This is a genomic window from Planctomycetia bacterium, assembly GCA_021413845.1.
Classification (GTDB): domain Bacteria; phylum Planctomycetota; class Planctomycetia; order Pirellulales; family PNKZ01; genus PNKZ01.
This window is the reverse complement of record JAIOPP010000118.1, coordinates 28875-44332: the sequence shown is the minus strand read 5'-3', so window position 1 is coordinate 44332 and position 15458 is coordinate 28875. Positions and strand designations below refer to the sequence as shown.

17 protein-coding genes are annotated in these 15458 nt (G+C 60.5%); 12 read left to right on the top strand and 5 right to left on the bottom strand.

Annotated elements, in window-relative coordinates; all coding sequences use genetic code 11:
• The first annotated feature begins 217 nt into the window (after positions 1 to 217).
• The 5 genes from larE to K8U03_21130 all read left to right on the top strand — a co-directional run bounded on the left by larE (position 218) and on the right by K8U03_21130 (position 5150).
• The gene (gene larE / locus K8U03_21150; GenBank protein ID MCE9607401.1) at positions 218 to 1102 is read left to right on the top strand and encodes an ATP-dependent sacrificial sulfur transferase LarE; all 885 of its coding nucleotides are present in this window, start codon (positions 218 to 220) and stop codon (positions 1100 to 1102) included.
• 236 nt (positions 1103 to 1338) lie between these two features.
• On the top strand, positions 1339 to 2541 hold the full coding sequence (locus K8U03_21145; protein MCE9607400.1) for an MFS transporter: 1203 nt from the start codon (positions 1339 to 1341) through the stop codon (positions 2539 to 2541).
• A 36-nt stretch (positions 2542 to 2577) separates the two neighbouring features.
• Positions 2578 to 2976, top strand: coding sequence for a hypothetical protein (locus K8U03_21140; protein ID MCE9607399.1), 399 nt, complete (start codon positions 2578 to 2580; stop codon positions 2974 to 2976).
• Between the two features lie 155 nt (positions 2977 to 3131).
• On the top strand, positions 3132 to 3692 hold the full coding sequence (locus K8U03_21135; protein MCE9607398.1) for a phytanoyl-CoA dioxygenase family protein: 561 nt from the start codon (positions 3132 to 3134) through the stop codon (positions 3690 to 3692).
• Positions 3693 to 3806: 114 nt separating this feature from the next.
• Positions 3807 to 5150, top strand: a complete 1344-nt coding sequence (locus K8U03_21130) for a hypothetical protein (GenBank protein ID MCE9607397.1) — start codon at positions 3807 to 3809, stop codon at positions 5148 to 5150.
• A 30-nt stretch (positions 5151 to 5180) separates the two neighbouring features.
• Here K8U03_21130 and thiC read toward each other — a convergent pair whose 3' ends face one another.
• Positions 5181 to 6542, bottom strand: a complete 1362-nt coding sequence (gene thiC / locus K8U03_21125) for a phosphomethylpyrimidine synthase ThiC (GenBank protein ID MCE9607396.1) — start codon at positions 6540 to 6542, stop codon at positions 5181 to 5183.
• A 300-nt stretch (positions 6543 to 6842) separates the two neighbouring features.
• On the opposite strand from thiC, the gene K8U03_21120 reads away from it, so the two are divergent.
• A complete protein-coding gene (locus tag K8U03_21120; protein MCE9607395.1) occupies positions 6843 to 7490 on the top strand; it encodes a hypothetical protein in 648 nt (215 codons plus the stop codon).
• Positions 7491 to 7593: 103 nt separating this feature from the next.
• Here the strand turns inward: K8U03_21120 and K8U03_21115 are convergent, their stop codons facing one another.
• Both K8U03_21115 and K8U03_21110 read right to left on the bottom strand, forming a co-directional pair.
• On the bottom strand, positions 7594 to 8091 hold the full coding sequence (locus tag K8U03_21115) for a carboxymuconolactone decarboxylase family protein (GenBank protein MCE9607394.1): 498 nt from the start codon (positions 8089 to 8091) through the stop codon (positions 7594 to 7596).
• 35 nt (positions 8092 to 8126) lie between these two features.
• A complete protein-coding gene (locus K8U03_21110; GenBank protein MCE9607393.1) occupies positions 8127 to 9311 on the bottom strand; it encodes an AAA family ATPase in 1185 nt (394 codons plus the stop codon).
• A gap of 287 nt (positions 9312 to 9598) precedes the next feature.
• Between K8U03_21110 and K8U03_21105 the strand changes: the two genes are divergently transcribed.
• Together K8U03_21105 and K8U03_21100 are read left to right on the top strand one after the other, a co-directional pair.
• The gene (locus tag K8U03_21105; protein ID MCE9607392.1) at positions 9599 to 10000 is read left to right on the top strand and encodes a 4Fe-4S binding protein; all 402 of its coding nucleotides are present in this window, start codon (positions 9599 to 9601) and stop codon (positions 9998 to 10000) included.
• A 70-nt stretch (positions 10001 to 10070) separates the two neighbouring features.
• Complete coding sequence (locus K8U03_21100) at positions 10071 to 10457, top strand: hypothetical protein (protein MCE9607391.1); 387 nt, start codon at positions 10071 to 10073, stop codon at positions 10455 to 10457.
• Between the two features lie 16 nt (positions 10458 to 10473).
• Here K8U03_21100 and K8U03_21095 read toward each other — a convergent pair whose 3' ends face one another.
• The gene (locus K8U03_21095) at positions 10474 to 11298 is read right to left on the bottom strand and encodes a sugar phosphate isomerase/epimerase (GenBank protein ID MCE9607390.1); all 825 of its coding nucleotides are present in this window, start codon (positions 11296 to 11298) and stop codon (positions 10474 to 10476) included.
• 238 nt (positions 11299 to 11536) lie between these two features.
• Between K8U03_21095 and K8U03_21090 the strand changes: the two genes are divergently transcribed.
• The gene (locus K8U03_21090; GenBank protein ID MCE9607389.1) at positions 11537 to 12190 is read left to right on the top strand and encodes a DNA-3-methyladenine glycosylase; all 654 of its coding nucleotides are present in this window, start codon (positions 11537 to 11539) and stop codon (positions 12188 to 12190) included.
• Between the two features lie 166 nt (positions 12191 to 12356).
• Positions 12357 to 12917, top strand: coding sequence for a thioredoxin family protein (locus K8U03_21085; protein MCE9607388.1), 561 nt, complete (start codon positions 12357 to 12359; stop codon positions 12915 to 12917).
• A 31-nt stretch (positions 12918 to 12948) separates the two neighbouring features.
• On the opposite strand, the gene K8U03_21080 is transcribed toward K8U03_21085, so the two are convergent.
• The gene (locus tag K8U03_21080; GenBank protein ID MCE9607387.1) at positions 12949 to 13260 is read right to left on the bottom strand and encodes a hypothetical protein; all 312 of its coding nucleotides are present in this window, start codon (positions 13258 to 13260) and stop codon (positions 12949 to 12951) included.
• Positions 13261 to 13658: 398 nt separating this feature from the next.
• Here K8U03_21080 and K8U03_21075 point away from each other — a divergent pair, with 398 nt between their 5' ends.
• Together K8U03_21075 and K8U03_21070 are read left to right on the top strand one after the other, a co-directional pair.
• Positions 13659 to 14576 carry an HDOD domain-containing protein gene (locus K8U03_21075; protein MCE9607386.1) on the top strand — a complete coding sequence of 306 codons (918 nt, stop codon included), beginning with the start codon at positions 13659 to 13661 and terminating at the stop codon, positions 14574 to 14576.
• A 367-nt stretch (positions 14577 to 14943) separates the two neighbouring features.
• Entirely contained in the window at positions 14944 to 15456 is a 513-nt protein-coding gene (locus K8U03_21070; GenBank protein MCE9607385.1) for a tetratricopeptide repeat protein, read from the top strand.
• Positions 15457 to 15458 lie beyond the last annotated feature (2 nt).

Below are 15458 nucleotides of genomic sequence, written 5' to 3'. Positions count from 1 at the left end.
TTTTCCGGGGAGCCTATAATAAGTCCGTTGGGTGCCTGAAGAACGTTCTCGGCCGCGTGTATAGCCGACGCCCGGGCTCTTCGGAGTTTCCGGATCAAGCGGACGGATCACACAACCCGAGGACCGGTGTGCCCACCGTTTCTACGGTTAAACGGGCTCTCGAAAACCGCGTCGCCACGGCATTACGGTGGAGGATTTTTTTCGCTCTGAAGTAGTCATGCTCGAAGAACTGAAACCGGCCGATCTTGCTTCCACCGACCTTCCTCAAGAGGTTGCGGCGAAGTGCGATCGGCTGGTTTCGTTTATGGCCGGCCTCGGCCGGTGCGTGGTCGCCTTCTCGGGGGGCGTCGATAGCACGGTCGTCGCGCAAGCGGCCCGTCTCGCGCTCGGCGAAGCGGCCACGGCCGTCACCGGCAACAGCTCGAGCCTCGCCGCCGGCGAGCTCGAAGAGGCCCGGCGCTTGGCCGAGCGGATCGGCATTCGCCACGAGATCGTCGCGACGCGCGAGTTCGACCAGCCGGCCTACCTCGCCAATGGGCCCGACCGCTGTTACCACTGCAAGACCGAACTCTACACGCGGCTCGAGGAGCTCGTCGCGATGTTCCCGGACGCGATCGTCGTCAACGGTGCCAACCTAGACGACCGGGGCGATTACCGGCCCGGCATGACCGCGGCCCGCGAACATCGGGTGTTGAGCCCGTTGATCGAATGCGGGTTGACGAAGGCCGACGTTCGCGCGCTCGCCGCGCATTGGCAACTTCCGGTGTGGGACAAACCGGCCTCGCCGTGCCTCAGCAGCCGGATTGCGTACGGCGAAGAGGTCACGCCGGAGCGAACCGCGATGATCGACCGCGCCGAGCAATATCTGCGCAGCGTCGGTCTGCGCGAGCTGCGCGTGCGCTACCATAAGGGAGACTTGGCGCGGCTCGAAGTCCCGGCCGAAGCGATCGCCCGACTCGCCGAACCGCAACTGCGGCGCGACCTCGTCGAGCATTTGCGCACCCTCGGCTTCAAGTTCATCACGCTCGATCTCGAAGGTTTCCGCAGCGGCAGCCTGAACCAGATCATCGGCGTCGACATGCTCACCCGCCCGCGCAGCTAACGCGGCGCTCGCAATTTCGCGGCCTGCGGGATTGCTCCTATGCCCCTCGCGACAGGCTCCTCTTTCTCGCCGGCGGCAAACATGCGACAACCGTAGCCGTCTGCTTTCGCGGTTTGAGTCTGCCACGTCGTCGGAGCATCACCGTGTCGCCAGTCGCACCATCGTCCCCCATTAAGCTCTCGGCCGGCGGCCCGAATCCGCGCTTCGCCGTCGCGTTGTTGTTGCTCATCAACCTGATGAACTACGTCGACCGCTACGTGCTCGCGGCGGTCATCCCGAAACTCCGTGCGGAGTTTTTTCCCAACGGCGGCGAACATGCCGACGCCGAACTCGGCTCGCTTGCGCTCGCGTTCATGATCTCTTACATGATCGCCTCGCCGATCTTCGGCTGGATGGCCGATCGGATGTCGCGCTGGTTGATCGTGGCCGGCGGCGTGATCGTGTGGAGCCTCGCGTCCGGAGCGTCGGGCCTTGCTCAGACGTTTACGATGTTGCTCGTCACGCGCATCTTCGTCGGCATCGGCGAAGCGGCGTATGGGCCCGCCGCGCCGACGATCATCGCCGACCTTTATCCCGTCGAGCGGCGCGGCAGCGTGCTGGCTTGGTTCTACGTCGCGATTCCCGTCGGCAGCGCTTTGGGCTACACCTTCGGCGGCCTCATGGCCGAGCATTCTCACTGGCGCTGGGCGTTCTATCTGTCCGTCGTGCCGGGCATCTTGCTGGGCGTCTGGGCGTTGTTCATGCGCGAGCCGTCGCGCGGCGGCGCTCAAGCGACTGCGCCGAAACGTGCGGCCAAATTGGCCGACTATCTCGTCTTCCTTAAGACTCCGTCGTATCTGCTGAACACGCTCGGGATGACGATGATGACGTTCGCCGTCGGCGGCATCTCGTATTGGATGCCCGACTACGTGCATCGCTTCCGCAACGGCGGCGACCTCGGGAGCGTGAGCTTCACGTTCGGCGCGATCACGGCCGTCGCCGGACTCACCGCCACGCTGCTCGGCGGCTACGTCGGCGATAAGCTCCGCACGCGCTACTCCGGCTCCTACTTTCTCGTCTCGGGCATCGGCATGTTGTTGGGTTGGCCGTTGTTTCTCGCGGTGTTAGTGACGCCGTTTCCCTATGCCTGGGGGCTCATCTTCTTGGCCGAGTTCTGCTTGTTCTTCAACACCGGTCCCTCGAACACGATTCTCGCCAACGTCGTGCATCCGGCGGTGCGGGCTTCGGCCTTCGCGTTCAACATCTTCGTCATTCACGCGCTCGGTGATGCGATCTCGCCGCTGCTCATCGGCTGGATCAACGGCCGCAACGACGGCAACATGAACTACGGATTCGCCGCCGTAAGCGTCGCGATTCTCTTTTCCGGCGTGTTCTGGATCCTCGGCGCAAAGCATTTACAACGCGACACGGAACTCGCCGACACGCGCTTGGCGGCGTAACTCATGAATCGACGCTACCTCATCGCGATCGCAATCGTGGCGGTGTTGGCCGGCGGTGTGTGGTATGCCTACCATCGTGTGAAGTCGATAGTAGGAGATGCCTACGCCGTGTGGTGGGTCGCCGATCTTGTGATCCATCATCTCGATGCGAACGATCTTGTTTGGCCTAAAGACTGGAGCGATCTTCAGGACGACTTCGAAGAACTCACTACGAAGGAAGGCCGCCCATGGACGTTTGAAGAGTTGCGCGCTCGTGTCGAAGTCGATTGGACAGCTGATTCCGGCAATCTTAAAACTTTGGCGGAGAGAAGCCCACGGAAACCGCTGCGAGTTATTTGGCTTCGTGACGGAACCGATGTTTTTTACGAAGGCAAAGAACCGAATGAAATGATCGCGGAATATCTCCGAAGCGGTATATCGGAGCGCAGGAATTAAATTACGCCATGCCGGCCGACACTTCTAATCTCGATACGCTTAGACAACAGATCGATCAGCACGGCTGGGCAACGACTCCCGCGATCATCGAGCCTGATTTGTTGGACGAAATCATCGCTGAAACGGCCGTGGTCGAAGCGAAGCGGCGCGGCGGCATGCGTGATCCATTGGCGATCTCGGCCGGGATCCGGACTTTGGCGATTCATCCGAGCGTGCGGCGCGTGGCGGAGTCCGTGCTTGGCCCGAGGTGCTTCGTGGCTCGCGCGTTGCTGTTCGATAAGACCGAGCGGGCCAATTGGAAAGTCGCGTGGCATCAAGACCTCACGATCACGGTGCAGCACCGCGTCGACGTGGCCGACTTCGGCCCCTGGTCGGTTAAGGAAGGGATCGTGCATGTGCAGCCGCCGGTCGAAGTGCTCACGCGGATGCTCGCCGTGCGTGTGCATCTCGACGACTGCCATGTCGACAACGGCCCGGTGCGTGTGCTTCCCGGCAGTCATCTCCATGGCCGACTCACTGCGGATGAGATCGAAGCGTGGAAAGTGCAGCACCCTGCGGTCGAGTGCCTCGCTGCCCGAGGGGCGATCCTTGCGTTCCGTCCGCTGCTCGTGCATGCTTCGTCGCCGGCGCGCGTGCCGGGGCATCGCCGTGTGGTGCATTTTGAATTCGCCGCGGATGATCTTCCCGCCGGCTTAGAGTGGCACCGCCGGAGCTAGCAGCGTGTTTCGGCGGCGTTTCCGTCGAAGTGGTGAGGATGATTGCGAAATCGTGGTGCGAGCCTTACGATCAACGGCTGCGGTGCGCACTGCCTCTCACTTAGGTGTCGCGTCATGTCCTCTGCTTGCATGAAGCTGGCGGTGATCTCGGTCGTTCTCGTCGAGATTCTCTTCATAGGGAACGCGATGCCGAACACGGCATCGGCCGATGAGCCCGACGGGAAGCAGAACTCTTCGCCACTGCAGCCGTTCGTGCTGCTCGTCGGCGGGATGACTTACGATCTTGCGAATCCGCTGCCGATTTGGGGCGAACGGATCGCGGCGAGTTCCGAAAGCTCAGGCGAGTCGCCGACTTACACCGGCATGCTCGGCGCGCTGGTGCGCGAAGGCTATCGCTACGGCGGCACGGTGACTACCAAGAAAGGGCGCATGGAACTTCCCGAGGCTCTCGCAGCGGCGACGACAGATAACGCCTCAACGCAACCGAATCTCTTCGTCTTGGAGTTCTCGGATTCGGCTCGTATCGACGGGCTCGGCATCAAAGCGCTCGAGTTGGCGGAGTGCTTGAAGGAACTTCGTCGAGCGACCGGTCGCCCGAGCGCGCAGATCGTGGCGCATAGCGCCGGCGGGATTGTGGCGAGAACGTATTTGCAAAGCGCGCTGCCGGGCATTCGCTATGCCGGCGATGTGCGCAGCCTGATCACGATCGGCACGCCGCATCTCGGCTCCGATCTCGCGACGCATCTCGGCGATTGGCTCGGCACTCGGGCCACGTCGCTCATGCCCGGCGCTCCGCTGATTCGGCAATTGAATGAAGAGCTCGATTTGCCGGCCGAGGTTCGGTTTGCGGCGATCGTCGTGCGCGGGCTCGGGGCCGATCTCAAGGGAGAAGGCTCCGCTTACGATGAACTGCTCGATCGAAAACTATTGGAGTCGTTGCCGCTCGACTATCGCCGCGGCGGCGACCAGATCGTGCATGTCCGGAGCCAGAATCTCGCACTCGCGTCGTGCGCGCGGCGCTACGAGCTTGTCCATCGCCGGCCGGTGCAATACTTGGCCGTGCGCGTCGAAGATCCTTCGCCGCAAGACTCTTGGCCGTGTCAGACGACGGTGCATGAGGTCTCGCCCGGCGATGCTTCGGTGCAGTCGGCGGTGCAGGCGTTTCTCACGGCCTCGCGAGACGATGACGCAGGCTCGGCATCAACCAAAGAGCGAAACGCCGCCATCGGCATGATCCATCTGTTGCATGCCCGCTGCCGTGCGCTGTCGGCGGTCGAAGCGGGTGCCGACGGCGAACATCCCTGCTGCCAAGTCGTCTCGTCGAGCGATCTCGCGATCGGCGAACTGCGAAGCGAAGCCGATCGCATTACCGCTTCGTTCACCGGCACGGCTCGCTCGCGCGGCCCGTTCCGCGTGTTCACCTACACGACGAAGCCTGAAATCAACATTGCTGGATAGGCAAAATTTTTGCGACACGCAACATTGCTGTTACGACCCCGCATTCAGCGTCAACAAATTCTTCCCTGCCGCCTCTTCCTTCACGCTCAGGTCCCCCGCCACTGCCATCTTCCGGATATCTTCCGTGATCTTCATCGAGCAGTATTTCGGCCCGCACATGCTGCAGAAATGCGCGCTCTTGAAGGTCTCTTGCGGCAGGGTTTCGTCGTGCATCCGGCGGGCCGTTTCCGGATCGAGCGACAAGCGGAACTGTTCGTTCCAATCGAACGTGAAGCGGGCACGGCTCAGCGCGTCGTCGCGCTCGCGGCAACCTTTGCGATGTCGCGCGAGATCGGCCGCGTGGGCCGCGATCTTGTACGCGATCACCCCTTGCTTGACGTCTTCACGATCCGGCAGGCCGAGGTGTTCTTTCGGCGTCACGTAGCAGAGCATCGCCGCGCCGCTCCAGCCGGCCAAGGCCGCGCCGATCGCGCTGGTGATGTGGTCGTAGCCGGGAGCGATGTCGGTCGTCAACGGGCCGAGGACGTAGAACGGCGCCTCTTTGCAAACCTTCATCTGGCGCTTCACGTTCATGTCGATCTGGTCCATCGGCACATGGCCCGGCCCTTCGACCATGACTTGCGTCCCCTTCTTCCAGCCGCGCTCGGTAAGCTCGCCGAGCACGTCGAGCTCGGCGAATTGCGCTTCGTCGCTGGCATCGGCAATACTGCCGGGACGCAAGCCGTCGCCGAGGCTCCATGTGACGTCGTATTGCTTGAAGATGTCGCAGAGATCCTCGAACGATTCATAAAGCGGGTTCTGCTTCCGATGCGTCATCATCCACTTCGCGATGAGCGATCCGCCGCGGCTGACGATGCCCGTCACGCGCTTGGTCGTGAGGTGCAGATGTTCGTAGAGGAGTCCGGCATGGACCGTCATGTAGTCGACCCCTTGCTTCGCCTGATGCTCGCACATGTCGAGGAAGTGCTGGGGGCGCATGTCTTCGATGTTGCCGCCGAGCTCTTCGAGCATTTGGTAGATCGGCACGGTGCCGATCGGCACGGGAGAGCTGTCGATGATCGCGGCGCGAATCACGTCGATGTTCTTGCCGGTCGAAAGATCCATGACGGTGTCGCTGCCGTAATGCACGGCCGTGTGGAGCTTTTCGAGTTCCGAAGCGATATCGCTCGTCACGGCCGAATTGCCGATGTTGGCGTTGATCTTGCAGCGCGCGGCCACGCCGATCGCCATCGGTTCGAGATTCTTCGTGAGATGCACTTTGTTGGCCGGAATGACCATCCGGCCGCGCGCCACTTCGTCGCGCACCAATTCCGGTTCAAGCTCTTCGCGCTTCGCCACGAATTCCATTTCCGGGGTCACGACGCCGGCGCGGGCTTGTTCGATCTGGGTCATAGCGAAGCACATCTCCGTAACGAAAAAGGGCCGAATTCGTTCCCGCCCGGCGCCATTGGCGTCCGTTCGCAAGGAAGGGAGCACCAAACGGCCTGCAGCCGACGATTCGGGTTGTCTCTTGAAAATCAACCGGGCCAACGACTTGCGCTCGCCCCACAACACATTCGCGTTTTATCGTACCGCTCTGGGGGAAGAAATGCAAAACGCAAAACCCAAATTGCGGGCTCGCGCGAGCCATCGGCGCACCGGTTGCGTAGAGTAATTGACCGCCGATTTTCATTCACGCAGCGGGAGCGACTCATGCGTTCTATTCCTACGCTCGCGCTGTTCCTTGCCGATGCATTTCTCGCGGCGATGCTCATCGTGGCGACGTCGGCCGTGGCGCAAGAACCTGTCGCCCCGGCCGCAACGGGCGCGCCTGTCGTGCTTCCCCCCTCGCGGCTCTCGGCTGCCGAGTCGCAAACGCTCGTTGCGTTTCACGATGCCGCGCGGAAAGAGGTCGGCGTCGGGCCGGTCCGGTGGTCGCCCGAGGTCGCGGCGTTCGCGCAGCAATGGGCCGACCACATCGCAGCGACCGGTAAGTTCGAACATCGGCCGTACGACGTCGCCACGTCGGAAACCGCGCCGCTTGAGCCCCAAGCGGCGAAGCAGATCTATGGGGAAAATTTAGCGATCGGCAATTCGCCCGACTACGGCCCGGCCGACGGCGCACAAGGTTGGTATGCCGAAAAGAAAGACTACGTCGCCGGAATGCCGATTCCCACCGACTTCGCCGAATTCAAGGCCGGCCATTACACGCAACTGGTTTGGAGCAAGACGACGAAGATCGGCGCGGGGAAAGCGGTCGTGCAGGTCGGCGAGTTCAAAGGCTGGACCGTGATCGTTTGCAACTACGACCCGCCGGGAAACTATGAAGGGCGTGCGCCCTTTGCGGAAAGTCAGAAGTAGAAATGCAAAATGCAAAACGACGGAAATAGGCTCACGATCAAACCGATCGTCGCCGCACAACACGCCTCCGTACTTTTGCCTTCTGCATTCCGACTTCTGACTTTCACAGCGGCGGCAGCACGTCCGGCTCGATTTGGAAGCCTTCGGCCAGTGAGTTCGTCATGTTGAACAGGCCGGTGATCGCCAGCACTTCGCCGAGCGCTTCGGTCGAGAGGCCGAGTTTGCGAAGCGCAGTCGTGTGCGAGTTGACGCAATAAGCGCAGCCGTTCGTGGCCGACACCGCCAGCGCGATAATCTCGCGCGTCTGCGGATCGAGCAGCCCCTTGCGTCCTTCGGCTTCCGGATGCATGAGCCGCTTCAAACTCGTCCAAACCAATTCCAACTCCAGCGGATTCACGGCCAGCACGCGCCACATGTTCGGCACGAAGTTGATGTTCTTCGTTCGCTTGATGTCGGCGAAGATTTCGGCGACCCGGCCCGACGCTTCGCTTTCGGCGATGGGGCGCACCGTCGCGACGCGCGGCTCACCGCTTACGACAAGCTTCGGGGCTTTCGCTTTTTTCTCGGTTTTCGTCCGGTTCGCTGATTTGTTTGTCGCCATCATGAAGTTCCCTGGTAACGCTGACTAAAACGGACTTATCGCTGAAAATCGGGAATTGCTCGAATCATGAATTCATCGAAGAGCGGAACCGTAAATGCCATATCACCATGAGCAGGGCTATAGACCATTCCTTTTTGAATGAGCTTGGCTCGCACCGGCCCCAGACTTGTCACTTTTACGTTCAACTTCTCGGCAATGTCTGCCGTTCGCTGCGGCCCGGAGCCGAGTTCCGCCATTGCGCGTAGATAATTCTTTTCTCCAGGCGTGAGTCGGTCGAACCGTACCCGAAAAAAGTTTTTATCTAGTCGAGGAATCACAGCTGCCGTAGCGTTACGAACGACATCGACCGTGATGGGACTGGCTGGAGCCGAGTTCCATGATTGGTAGCCCCATTCCTGCACGAAGTACGGATAGCCTTTCGTGAGTCGATAAACTTCATCGAGTGCCGTCTGCTCGAATACGACCCCGGCAGCCTGTGCCGGTTCGCGCAATGCTCTTGCAGAATCGTTCTCCGACAGCGCACCGATGTCGGGAAAGGAGAACAGACGCTCCGCGTATGACTTGGCATCGCCCGCAAGTCCCGGCAAGATCGGCAACCCAGCGCCGAGCAGAACGACCGGGAGTTGTTGTTGCTGGATCTTGTGCATCGCCATGATGATGGCGGCCAGTTCCTTGCTACTAAAATATTGAATTTCGTCGATCAAAATCGCGACGGCTGTCCTACGGTTCTCCGCGGCTTCACCGATCGCTACGAAAACACTCGGAAGATCGATTTCCAGATCGCCGCTGTCGGCGGTTCCTTTCTCCGGATCGATATCCAGCCCATAGGTCATGTCGTCGACCGTGACCTTCAAGGCACCGACGAAACTTCGTAGGACTGCGAGCCCGCGTTTTACTTTATCGCCGACTCCGGCCATTCGATCGAGTTCGTATAGCAGTTTCCTCAGGTAGGGTGCGATCAACGACCCCAGAGGCTTCTCTTCGTGGGCTTCGACGGCGATCGTGCGATAGCCATCGGCTTGGGCTAACCGTTCGATCTCATTCAATAAAACAGTCTTACCGACCCCGCGCAGGCCCGTCAGTAGCATGCTTTTTTCAGGGCGTTTCTGCCTGACTCGGCCAAGCAAGATACGTGCTTCAGCCAAAACAGGATCGCGCCCCACCAACTCTGGCGGCGGCGCTCCGGCACCTGGTGAAAACGGATTTTTGATGGGATCCATGATGCAATTTATAACAACTTATAGTGAATTATAGCAAATTATAGTGGACTTTGGCTATAAATGGTTGTAGTCGGCTTTGGTTAGATTCTAAGCTTTGAGTCCGCTCTTTTGAGGAGGCAGCGAGTAGGCTCGGAACGGCTTTCGCAAAGTCGAACTCTTTGCGAATTTAGGGGATTTCCGCCGCATCCTTGGTTGGACTCCGGCCAATTTCTTCCTATGATTCACCGTCTGCATAGCTTTGCCAAGCGACATACACGTGTCACTGCCCGAACCGAAGGAATTTGCCGATGGCCAAACAGGGCCCTCGTAAAAAGCTGCCGAAAGAACTCGCCGTCATCAATGCCGACAATTGCACCGGCTGCGAGTCGTGTCTCGAGGTCTGTCCGGTCGACTGCATCATCAAACTGCAGCAATACGACCAATTCCACAACCTGCAGAGTTGGTGCCAGATCGACCTGGAGCGGTGCGTCGGTTGCGAAGTGTGCGTCCATATCCCGCAGAAGAAGACGAACCCGTACGAATTGACGGTCTGCCCGTGGGACGCGATCGAAATGGTCCCGACCGAGCAAGTGGCGATCGCCGTGGCGCAAAGCGGCGGCCCGCCGGACTACATCCGGGCCAACTGGGACCGGCTGGTGGGCACGGCTCAGCACCTCGCCGAGATGAAGGCGAACGAAGGGGCGAAGTAGGGCTTTTCTTTCGCTGCTTGATTGGCGTACGGGGAACGATGCAATGCTCGACCTGTCGTAAGCGCAGTACATATTGCGTGCGTCTGCACTTTGCGAAGCAGTGAAGGTTATTGGACAGCACATGTCCATTTCATCGAGCAAGATTCGAGCTGAATTGCTGTCGAAATGCTTGCCACTTTTTGTAGAGATGCGTGAATTGACGCGCGTTCGATTCACCAAGCAGGCGTCCTATATTCTCGCCGGGGTCGACGAATATGAAACCGCGATCATAGCGCTTGCCACGTTGAACGACGGTCAAATCAGTGCGGGTTGCCTGAATGGCAAAAATGCCTGCCCTGTGTGCGGCAACGACACGCATGCCAATCATCCACATGGTTGCCGGAATTGCAGCGAGGCCTTTATGGCAGCTTATGATAAGCTCGATTCTTCCGAAGGCTTCGCGACGTGGGCTATATAGCTCGCATCTAGGACCCCTACGCCCCGACCTTATCGACGGTGCTGAGCATATAGTCGATGCTTTCCTTCGCGAGCCGTTCCGACCCGAGCGTGTAGTCGAACACTTCGACCGAGACCCAGCCCCGGTAGTCGATCTCGGCCAGCGCCTCGAAGATCGGCACGAAGTCGAGCGCTCCCATGCCGGGCCCGCGCAGGTTTGGGTCGTTGGCGTGGAAGTGAACCATCTCGCGACGGTATTTTCGGACGAGATCAGGAATTGGGATCGCCTCGCTCGACATCGCTTTGCAGTCGAGGTGCAGGCGACAGTGCGACGAGCCGATCATTTCGCAGAGCCGTACTCCTTCGGCGGCCGTGTTCAGGAAGTTGCCGTCGGAGGGGCCGAGCGGTTCGATGGCGAGCGTCACGTCGAACTCTTCGAGCGTCGGCATGGCGCGCTCGATCGTTTCGGCGGCGAAGCCCAGCGCTTGCTCCATCGAAACGCCGGGCAGCACGTTGCGCTGCAGCGGCGAACCGAACACCATCAACGAGCCGCCGAGATCGCGACAGAGTCGGGCCAACTCGATGAGATAGTCGCTCGTCTTGCGGCGCACCGCTTCGTCGTGTGTCGTGAGATAGTAGCCGGTCGTCTTGGCGAGCAGCCAGTGGAGGCCGATCACGTCGAGCCCGGCCGCTTCGGCTTGCCGGCGCACTTCGACACGCTTCGCGGCCGAGATGTCGCGTGCATCGAGGGCCATCGTAAACGGCGCGATCTCGATTCCCGTGTAGCCGCAGTCGCGCGCGAAGGCAAACGCCTGCTCGAACGGCATGTCTTGAAAGGTCTCGTTGCAAATGGCGAATTTCATAAGTGCGCGGGCTTCCGAAAGCGAGGGAGGCAAAAGATCGCAAACCAATTCCAAATCAAACGGTCGATAGACGCAATCGACCCAAGAACGATAGGATACGGGATATTGCACGGTGTGCAATGTTTCACGGTTCGTGGTTCCTCGTTCGTGGTTTTAATGTTCGTGGTCCTCATTACCCTCTTCCTTCTGCTTTCTGCTTTCTCTCCTGACCTCCGACCCCTGACCCCTTGCCGCTCCCATGCTCACCTACGATCCCGACGAAGCGATCGCCCACTTGCGGAAGCGAGATCGAGATCTGGGGGCGATCATTCGCGCGGCCGGGCCGTTTACCCTGAAGCCGCCAAAGACGATCGACCCGTTCGAGGTGCTGTTGCGGGCCATCGTCAGTCAGCAGCTTTCGGGCAAGGCCGCCGCGACGATTCTCGGCCGGGTCCATGCGCTGTTCGTCACCACGAAGAAGCCTGATCCGGAAGCGCTGCTGCTTCTCTCGACGGAGTCGCTCCGCGCGGCCGGCCTGTCGGGAAATAAAGTGCTGGCCGTGCGCGACCTTGCCGCGAAGACGCTCGACGGCACGGTGCCGACCCCGCGTAAGCTGCGCGCGATGAGCGACGAAGAGATCGTCGAACGGCTGACGCAGGTGCGCGGCATCGGCGTCTGGTCGGCCGAGATGTTATTGATGTTCTCGCTCGGGCGGCCCGACGTCCTGCCGGTGGCCGACCTCGGCGTACGGCAAGGGTTCATGTACACTTACGCCCTCGAAGCCCCCCCGACGATCGCCGCCCTCACCGAGCACGGAGAGAAATGGCGCCCCTTCCGCTCAGTCGCCAGCTGGTACATGTGGCGCGCGGCGGGAATGATGAAGGAAGAAAAGCAGAAGGGGAAGAAGAAATAGTGGTCGGTGATCAGTGGTCGGTGGTCAGTTGGAGACGACCCGAGGCCGACGTGATCGTGACCAACCGCCGAACACTTGCCACCTCCGAACTTTTGCATTTTGCATTCTGACTTCTGCGTTTCCCCCTCTGACCCCCGACCCCTGACCTCTGACCCCTCTTTCTCCCATGAACCTCGCCACCAAATTCGAATCCGGTCTTTCCTACGACGCCTTCCTCACGAAGTACGGCACGGCTGAGCATCAGAATCGCTGGGCCAAGATGCATGCGGCGATCAAGCTCACGCCCGCGCAACGCGCGCTGCTCGGATCGTTCACGCGCGAGATGAAGGTGTTTTGTTTCGCCGGTGCATGGTGCGGCGACTGCGTGAATCAGTGCCCGATCTTTGATCACTTCGCGCAAGCGACGTCGACGATCAACATCAAATACTTCGATCGAGACGACAACCCGGACCTCGGCGAGAAATTGAGCGTCTGCGGCGGCGCTCGGGTGCCGGTGTTGCTCTTCGTGAGCGAAGACAATTTTCAAGTCGGCATGTACGGCGACCGGACGTTGTCGGCGTATCGCAAGGCGGTCGCGAAGCTTTCGGGCGAATCCTGCCCGACGGGAATCGTGCTCCCCGGCGAATCGGAGCAAGCCGAGGTCGTTCAAGACTGGCTCAACGAGTTCGAGCGCGTGCAGTGGATCTTGCGCACCTCGGGCCGGCTACGGAAGCTGCACGACGATTAAGCTGCCCATGCAGGCTCGTTCGCAGCACGGATCATCGAGCACCCAGCACAGGCTGCTTCATCCCATTGCGCAACACATACCAAGCCACGACGCCGAGCGCCGCGGCGACGACGAGCGGGTGCGGGCCGGAATCTCCTTCGCAACTCACTCCGAGTCGGACTTTCTCGCGGTAGCGCTTCCAAGCTTCGGCCGCGGCGACGATCTCGCTTCCATCCGCACGGCCGGCGAGCGAGCGAGCCTCGGCCGCGGCGTTGGCTTCGGCTCTTTCGGCACGTTGCTTGCCGAGAAACCAGCCGCCGTAAAGACTCGCCGCGATGAGCAGAATGCCGCAGATGGTACGCACGACGGTTCCTTGGCGAGGCCGTGAGATTTCGGAAGGGTCTGGGCCAAGCATTTTGCAACGCTCGCGCCGCGCCGCGCGTGGATTCGCGCCGGCTGTTCGTAAGTCGCCGCTCCCGCGAGGCTTAATAGAAAAAAGGCGCCGGCTCGGGCGATTGGCGTCGGCATCCGCTGCGGTGAAACGACAACAGCGCGTGGCGTTTCGGCAACACCTGTGCAGCACGACAATTGCGCAGCACGATGGCCGAGTCTGGCACTCTTACGCCAAGTTTGCTCGCCGAGCCCTCGTGACGTACGTTTTCAATGCGACCCATCGTGAAACGAGAATGCATCTGCCGGTCGTCACGTCATCGCCGTCCTGCCGCCGCTCGCACCGTCGGTCTCGACTTGGAGAAGCCGCTCATGTCAGCTCCCGTACAGCCGATGGATCTCGATCGCTTGCTGCAAGGGCAGCAGTTGCCCGCCTTGCCGCAGAGCGCCATGCGGCTCTTGGAATTGTCGAAGAATCCCGACAACGGAGCCGGCGAATACGCGGTGCCGATCGAAGCCGACCCGGCTCTCGCAGCGCAGGTGTTGAAGTTCATCAACTCGTCGTACTTCGCGTTCGGTCGCGAGATCCTCAGCGTGAAGCTGGCGATCAGCCTCGTCGGCGCGCGGGCCATCAAGAACTTCGTGCTCTGGACCGCCGTGTTCAGCGTGATGCCGAATCCGAAGTCGGGCCCCTTCGACTTGAAATGCTTACGGCAAGATTCGCTGCGCCGCGGCTTGTTCACGCGGGCCTTCGCGAAGTTGCTGGGGCTGAAAGAAGCGGAAGATCTCTTCGCCGCCGCGCTGTTGCAAGACATGGCGATCCCGTTGTTGGCGAAAGCGCTGCCGAAAGAATACGGCGTATTGATCGAGGCCCGTTGCAAGCGCGGATTCGCACTGGCGCAGTTGGAAGAAGCGGTGTTCGGCTGGAACCACGGCGAAGCGGCCGCGCGGCTCGTCGGGCAATGGAACCTCCCGGCAACCTTCGCCGATCTTATTCGCAGGCACACGATGCTCGAAACGCTCGTCGCAGAATCGCCGGGTGCGAATGCCGCGTCGATCGTGGCGCTGTCCTCTCTCCTACCGTCGGGGGTCGATAGCGTCTGGACGCAAGGGGCGAAGTTCGACGACTACTACCGCCGAATCGGAGGCGAATGCGGGCAGTCGCCCGAAGAACTGCTCGAAGCGGTCGACCACGAGTTCTTGGAGTTTGCCCCGGTGTTGCATCTCGAAGCCCCGGCGGCGACTTTGGCCGATCGCTATCGCGAAACGCTGCAACCGGTCGCGACTTAACCTCGCTCGATATATTGTTCGCATCCTTCTTGCATCACAGCTGATACCGAGGCTGCAAGCACGACACTTCCACACGACACTTAGCGACGTCGAACCACCGCGTCGGGTTTACGCATCCTTCATCGAGAAAGCGAAGTTGCACGCAAAGCAAGTATTTGAATTCAGTTAGTAGGCCTTCGTAAATTTCTCGCGGTTTTCTCTTAGCGCCGAAGCAGCGCGTTCGTACGATGCTCGCGATTTCCTCCTGATGCGTCGGCGTGGTCCGGTCGATAAGGGGATTAGCGGAGAGAGACGCATTGGCGGGATTTGCATCGAGTGTAGAATGGAGTGAGAGAGAAGGAAGGCATCGAGCAGAAGGACATCGTTCGTGTCGCTCAATCGAATTCGCTACCAACGCTTGCTCCGCGAAGCAGAGGGTTACCTCGAGCTCGGATTGCCTCATTTAGCCGTCGAAACGCTCGGCAAAATCGACGAGCCCGGTACGTTTCACGGCAAGCAGTTGTATCTGCTCGGCGAAGCGTTTCGAGCGCAAGGCCGGTTCTCCGAAGCGATCGAAGCATTGCAGGCGTCGGCCGATAAGGCCCCCAGCAAGATCGATATCTATCTCGCGCTGGCTTGGTGCTATAAGCGCGTCAGCCGGATCGACTTGGCGATCGACGCGATGCAGAAGGCCCTGGAGATCGACCATTCTTTGGCGATCTTGCACTACAACTTGGCGTGCTACTGGAGCCTGCTTCCCAATAAGGAACAAGCCATCCAGTGCCTCAGCGAGGCCCTGCGCCGCGACCCGGACTACCGCGACCTCATCGCCGGCGAATCCGACTTCGACCTCGTGCGCCACGACCCCGATTTTCAATCGCTGGCGAGCGTCACGGTTTAAGA

Coding starts and splice junctions, on each gene's coding strand:
- larE (MCE9607401.1), top strand. CDS start 218: ATGCTCGAAGAACTGAAACCGGCCGATCTTGCTTCCACCGACCTTCCT.
- K8U03_21145 (MCE9607400.1), top strand. CDS start 1,339: ATGAACTACGTCGACCGCTACGTGCTCGCGGCGGTCATCCCGAAACTC.
- K8U03_21135 (MCE9607398.1), top strand. CDS start 3,132: ATGCGTGATCCATTGGCGATCTCGGCCGGGATCCGGACTTTGGCGATT.
- K8U03_21130 (MCE9607397.1), top strand. CDS start 3,807: ATGTCCTCTGCTTGCATGAAGCTGGCGGTGATCTCGGTCGTTCTCGTC.
- thiC (MCE9607396.1), bottom strand. CDS start 6,542: ATGACCCAGATCGAACAAGCCCGCGCCGGCGTCGTGACCCCGGAAATG.
- K8U03_21120 (MCE9607395.1), top strand. CDS start 6,843: ATGCGTTCTATTCCTACGCTCGCGCTGTTCCTTGCCGATGCATTTCTC.
- K8U03_21115 (MCE9607394.1), bottom strand. CDS start 8,091: ATGGCGACAAACAAATCAGCGAACCGGACGAAAACCGAGAAAAAAGCG.
- K8U03_21110 (MCE9607393.1), bottom strand. CDS start 9,311: ATGGATCCCATCAAAAATCCGTTTTCACCAGGTGCCGGAGCGCCGCCG.
- K8U03_21105 (MCE9607392.1), top strand. CDS start 9,599: ATGGCCAAACAGGGCCCTCGTAAAAAGCTGCCGAAAGAACTCGCCGTC.
- K8U03_21095 (MCE9607390.1), bottom strand. CDS start 11,298: ATGAAATTCGCCATTTGCAACGAGACCTTTCAAGACATGCCGTTCGAG.
- K8U03_21090 (MCE9607389.1), top strand. CDS start 11,537: ATGCTCACCTACGATCCCGACGAAGCGATCGCCCACTTGCGGAAGCGA.
- K8U03_21085 (MCE9607388.1), top strand. CDS start 12,357: ATGAACCTCGCCACCAAATTCGAATCCGGTCTTTCCTACGACGCCTTC.
- K8U03_21075 (MCE9607386.1), top strand. CDS start 13,659: ATGTCAGCTCCCGTACAGCCGATGGATCTCGATCGCTTGCTGCAAGGG.